The organism is Candidatus Cloacimonas sp. (genome assembly GCA_035403355.1).
Classification (GTDB): Bacteria; Cloacimonadota; Cloacimonadia; order Cloacimonadales; family Cloacimonadaceae; genus Cloacimonas.
On record DAONFA010000037.1, the window covers coordinates 15,297 to 20,221 of the forward strand.

A 4,925-nucleotide genomic window follows, 5' to 3' on the forward strand; every position below is an offset into this window, starting at 1 on the left:
AACTGGATTTATAAACTTCCAAATCCGTATGCATCATTTAATACTACCTCTCTATCTTTATTGTTTTACCTGTAAATTTTATAATCACTTAGTTACTCCACTTTCTATTTCTCTATTTTCACGCTCAACACTCTATTTTCCACTTCCCCCCTTCACCTGTTAACCCGTTAACCTGTTCACCCGTTAACCCATTCACCTGTTAACCCGTTAACCTGTTCACCCGTTAACCCCTTCACCTGTTAACCTGTTAACCCATTCACCTTTCTGGTGGAGGTGGCGGGAATCGAACCCGCGTCCAGAAAACCGATCACCCCAAAATCTACATACTTAGTTGTCTTTATCTTAAGGAAAGCAGTGAAAGACAATCAGACCTGTTTTCCTGCAGCTGATTTTTCTTGGGTAGAACTTATCAGCAATCAGTTCTACCGCATCCGTACTGTTCCGACGCCCAATCTTCTTCCGACGGACCGAAGAAGTTGAACGTTAGCAGCTTATGCTGCTAAAGAGTAATTGTTGTTTGCAGTTAATTTGCGTTTTTGTTACTTGTTAACGGAGTGGTATAACAATCTCCGGTATGCATTTAGAGCACTCTGATTCCCTGTCGAAACCATTTCACCCCCTATGAACTGTATAAAAGAACTTAAAATGGAAAACTGATTTTTGCCCCTAAAAAACTCTCTTACGATAACCAAAATAATCAATATACCTTCGCTGTCAAATAGTATTTTTGCTTGAGGACTTTTTGCCTTACAATTTTCACCTGCTTTCCCGAAAGCCACTATCCACCGTCTTTTTCACTGGCAACGGAGCTTTTCCCTTATCCCGAAGTAAAAAAAGCAATTTATAACAAGAATGAATTTTCCCAATACAGTAATACCCTAATATTGAGAGAAAAAAGCTCAGTTGTAAGGGCATCTTTCATTTTTTTTATCTCCCGATTTTCTGTTTGGAGACCAGTAGTAATCTTATTGTTCGGGGAGTAATAACTGGGGGAGCATATTCCGGAAGGCAGGAGAATATTGTATCTTACAAAAAGCTCGCCGATTCCAAAAAGTTAGCCGATTCCAAAAAGCTCGCCGATTCCAAAAAGTTAGCCGATTTCAAAAAAGGTGAGACCGATTTTACTTGACATTATATGCGATTTATATTATCGTATATATAAATAGGAAAGGGAGAACATAATGAAATTATCCGCTATATTCTACGCGATCGTGATTCTTGCGTTTTTTATGCCGTTTTTTCTGATAAGTTGTGACAAGTCAGAAGTTGCCTCCTTAAGTGGGGTAAAATTGGTTACCGGTGGTGAAGTAAAATTAGATCTAGCTAATATATTTAATGGTTCCTCGGGGGAAGGTAAATATGAAAATCCCGCAATTGGTATTCAACTATTTGCAATAGTAGCTTTTATCCTGGCGATTGCAGCACTGATTATGGCTTTGGTATTACCGCTAAAGATGTATCCTCTGCCTGCTTATATCAGCATTTTGGGAGTTATTTCACTTCAATTATTGAATATAGAAATACCGCAAATGATATCGTCATTTAGTAATTTTTTAGATGCCAATCTGAAGTGGGGAAGTACTATTTCGCTTAAAGTTCAGCCAGGTTTCTGGATAGCAAACATCGGATTTATTTTAGGGGGTATCTCCACTCTCCTTACAGGGATTAAGAAAAGCTCCGAATCTTCATATATTGAGCAGCCGGAGGAATATCCTGCCTCCGAAATTCAGGGCTGGGAAGAAGAATATCCTGCAGAGGAAACAATTTCTGAGCAGGAAGAAGAGAATATACCTCCGGAAGAGGAAATTCCCACCCTTATAAAAGAAGAGAATATACCTCCGGAAGAGGAAAATCCAACTCTTCTTGAAGAAGAAAACCCCGCTATTATAGAAGAAGAGCCGAAGATAAATTAGAGAGCAATTATTGTGGATGAGATTGCAGAGCTACGCTGGATAAGAATTTTACTGCTAATAATTGCTTTGCCGATAGTGGCATATATTCTTAAAACGCTTAAAAGTATATTCATTCCTCTGGTCTTTGCCATTTTTCTGCTTTTTCTGTTTGCTCCTCTAATCAATTATCTGAAAAAGCGTAAAATCCCGATGGCTTTGATTTTACTGCTTACTTTGGTAATTATAGCTGTTTTTTTAGGAGTAGTAATTCTGTTAATTTATGCTGCTTCCAATAGTTTAATTAGTGGTTTGCCGCGTTATCAGGATAAGTTTATTACTCTTATCTCCAAGTTTACGGAGTTCATTCAGAACCTGGCAAATAACTGGAATATCAGTTCGGAGAATATTTCCATAGCTAATATAGCCCAGATTTTGAGCAGCGGCTTTATCTCCATTCCTCAATTTCTAAGCAATACAGTGAACACTTTTGTAAGTATCATTCAGAATATTCTGTTGATTATCTTTTTCCTTATCTTTCTGCTCTTGGAAATTGACAAACTGCCTTTGCGACTGAGAAGAGCCACCACCAAATTAAGTAAGGAACAAACCCTGGATATTTTGCAAAATATAGAGAAGCAAATTCAGAACTATTTAACCATCAGAACCTTGGTTAATCTATCTGCCGCGCTGCTTTGTATGCTGTGGATGCTTATTTTCGGAGTGGATTTTATTCTGGTGTGCGGAATTTTGCTTTTTGTTTTGGATTTTATTCCTGATGTGGGTTCTATCATTTCGTCTGCAATTCCTATTCTAATTTACCTGCTGCAGAGTGGTTTCAGTTTTTTGTGGTTAATTTTTACTTTGCTTATTGTTGCCACGCAGATGCTGATTGGTAATATTATAGAACCAAAGTTACAGGGAGTGCAGTTAAATCTCACTCCCATAATGGTTTTGATTTCCTTAATTTTTTGGGGTTGGCTTTGGGGAATAGTAGGAATGCTGATTTGCGTTCCCTTAACTGCTGCCATCAATATTATTTTAAAACAGGTTGCCCCCAATAATTTTATCTCCGCTCTTATCAGCAGCGAATAATTCACTACTCCTAAAGCGAAAAAGAGAGCTTTGCAACATTGAAGATATCAGGATAGCCCTATTAAAGATAACTACCTTTTATTTGCTTGTTATCACTGGTTTTTTTTGTGCTCTTCATTCTTTATTCGTCATTTCCAGGTTTCCAGATTTCCCTGTTTTCACCCTAAAAATAAAATACAGCGTTCCCAGAAGACCGAAAGCTGCAGCCGTGATAAAATTTAAATCGGGACTTTTCTGCCAGAGAAAAGCTCCTCCAAAAGCTGCAAAAGAAACAATCACATCCCGAATCAAATAATAAGTTCCAAAAGTATATGCTTTCGCATCTTCCGGTGCCAAATCCATAATTAATGCTTTTCTTGTCGGCTCGCCAAATTCTTTCAAACCCCGAATAATAAAGGCAATAACCATTGCGGAAAAGCTATGGCTGATCAGCAGCACCAGAGGAAAAATGGTAAAATTGGCAAAAGTTATGGCTACAAAAGGTTTGCGGGTGCTTTTATCCGCCAAATAGGCAATCGGAATATAAATCAGCATTGCTGTAACCATTTCAATCGTAGTTAAAATACCAAACTGCAATTCGTTAATGTTATTATTCTCCACAACCCATACAACTACAAAGGCATACGGAATCTGTTCACAAAAACGCACCAGAATATCGGAAACAAGCAAATGCTTCAAATTGGAAGAAAAGCGGCGAGAACTTTTACTTTTGTCAGGTTTAGCTTCCGGAGGTTGATCTTGAATGAATTTGCCTTGCACCATTAACGCTACGGCAGCTAAAATAAAAGCCACCATAAAAGCATAGCGGACTCCCTGAATGCGGCCATAACGCAAAATTAAAGCACCCCCAAGAATAGGACCTAAGGACATCGGAATCCGCTTTACAATGGAATTTAAAGAAATTCCCATTGAGCGTCTATTTGCCGGAACTACCGAAGAAATCAAGCTCATTGTTGCCGGCAGGGAAATTGCCGTCCAGGAAATGAAAAAAACTGCTCCCACCAAAACAGCTATCCAGGAAGGAAAAATAACCACAATCAGATAACCGAACATTGCCATTAAATTAAAAACCTTAAGTGCCTTTTTATAGCCGAATTTATCTGCCAACCAGCCACCTGGAAAAGAATATAGGGCACTTAATAAATTATCCATCCCATTCAATAGACCGATAATTATGGAACTGCCACCCATAGCAATGATGTATAATGGCAGAAATCTTTCCGCCATTTTTTCACCCATCCCTACAAGGATAACCATTATCAGCATTCCCAATATACTGCTGTTGAGAGCAAAAAAGTGAATGATTTTAGGGATGAGACCTTCTTTCGGACATTGTTCACTTTTCATTTCGGGCATTACTAAACTCCTGTTGAAGCTAAAGCATTTCTATAATATTACTTCTCTCTTGAAAATACTTTTTTTCTCTGCCATTTATCCGGAACTCCGTTTAAGCAGGAATGACAAGGACTTTTTTACTCTAAAAAGGAAATTAGAAGAAATTTTCTTTTCTCTTTTCAGCACCGGCAGAAAACACTACATCACACAATATAAGGCAAAATTTGCAAATGCCAAGCGCAATGGTATCTCCCGTCTTTTTAAACATATTGGATAGTAACGGTAAATACCGGAACTATTAGTTATCCTTTTGTGCAAAAGGCAGATAATTGTCAACTAAATAAAGGGGTTGGCATTCCCAAAGAGACCCCGGAATTTTCTCAATAACCCTCCGATATGACTCCCGTATCGTTCTCGTATCGCGATATGGGAACGATACGGGAATCTCATTAGCCGCATAGCGGAAATAAGAAGGAATTGATTCTGTTTGTTTTGACTCTAAACCGATTCTTCTGTGGTTGCAACAAAATGCAGAAGTAACAGGAAATTTATCTTTTGTCCGATACTGTCAAAGCTGAAGCTCGGTTTAGAGTTAAAACAAAAATT

Annotated in this window: 4 protein-coding genes and 1 other RNA gene; 3 read left to right on the top strand and 2 right to left on the bottom strand. The window is 38.3% G+C overall.

Annotation, left to right across the window (positions count from 1 at the left end; translation table 11 throughout):
* Positions 1–265: 265 nt before the first annotated feature.
* Positions 266–620, bottom strand: a transfer-messenger RNA (tmRNA) gene (gene ssrA / locus PLE33_08275).
* A 326-nt stretch (positions 621–946) separates the two neighbouring features.
* Here ssrA and PLE33_08280 point away from each other — a divergent pair.
* Genes PLE33_08280 through PLE33_08290 form a run of 3 tightly spaced genes read left to right on the top strand, consistent with a single transcriptional unit; the run spans position 947 to position 2,984 of the window.
* Entirely contained in the window at positions 947–1,129 is a 183-nt protein-coding gene (locus PLE33_08280) for a hypothetical protein (protein HPS61238.1), read from the top strand.
* 52 nt (positions 1,130–1,181) lie between these two features.
* A complete protein-coding gene (locus PLE33_08285) occupies positions 1,182–1,913 on the top strand; it encodes a hypothetical protein (GenBank protein ID HPS61239.1) in 732 nt (243 codons plus the stop codon).
* A gap of 12 nt (positions 1,914–1,925) precedes the next feature.
* A complete protein-coding gene (locus PLE33_08290; GenBank protein HPS61240.1) occupies positions 1,926–2,984 on the top strand; it encodes an AI-2E family transporter in 1,059 nt (352 codons plus the stop codon).
* 114 nt (positions 2,985–3,098) lie between these two features.
* Here PLE33_08290 and PLE33_08295 read toward each other — a convergent pair whose 3' ends face one another.
* On the bottom strand, positions 3,099–4,340 hold the full coding sequence (locus tag PLE33_08295) for an MFS transporter (GenBank protein HPS61241.1): 1,242 nt from the start codon (positions 4,338–4,340) through the stop codon (positions 3,099–3,101).
* Positions 4,341–4,925: the final 585 nt, after the last annotated feature.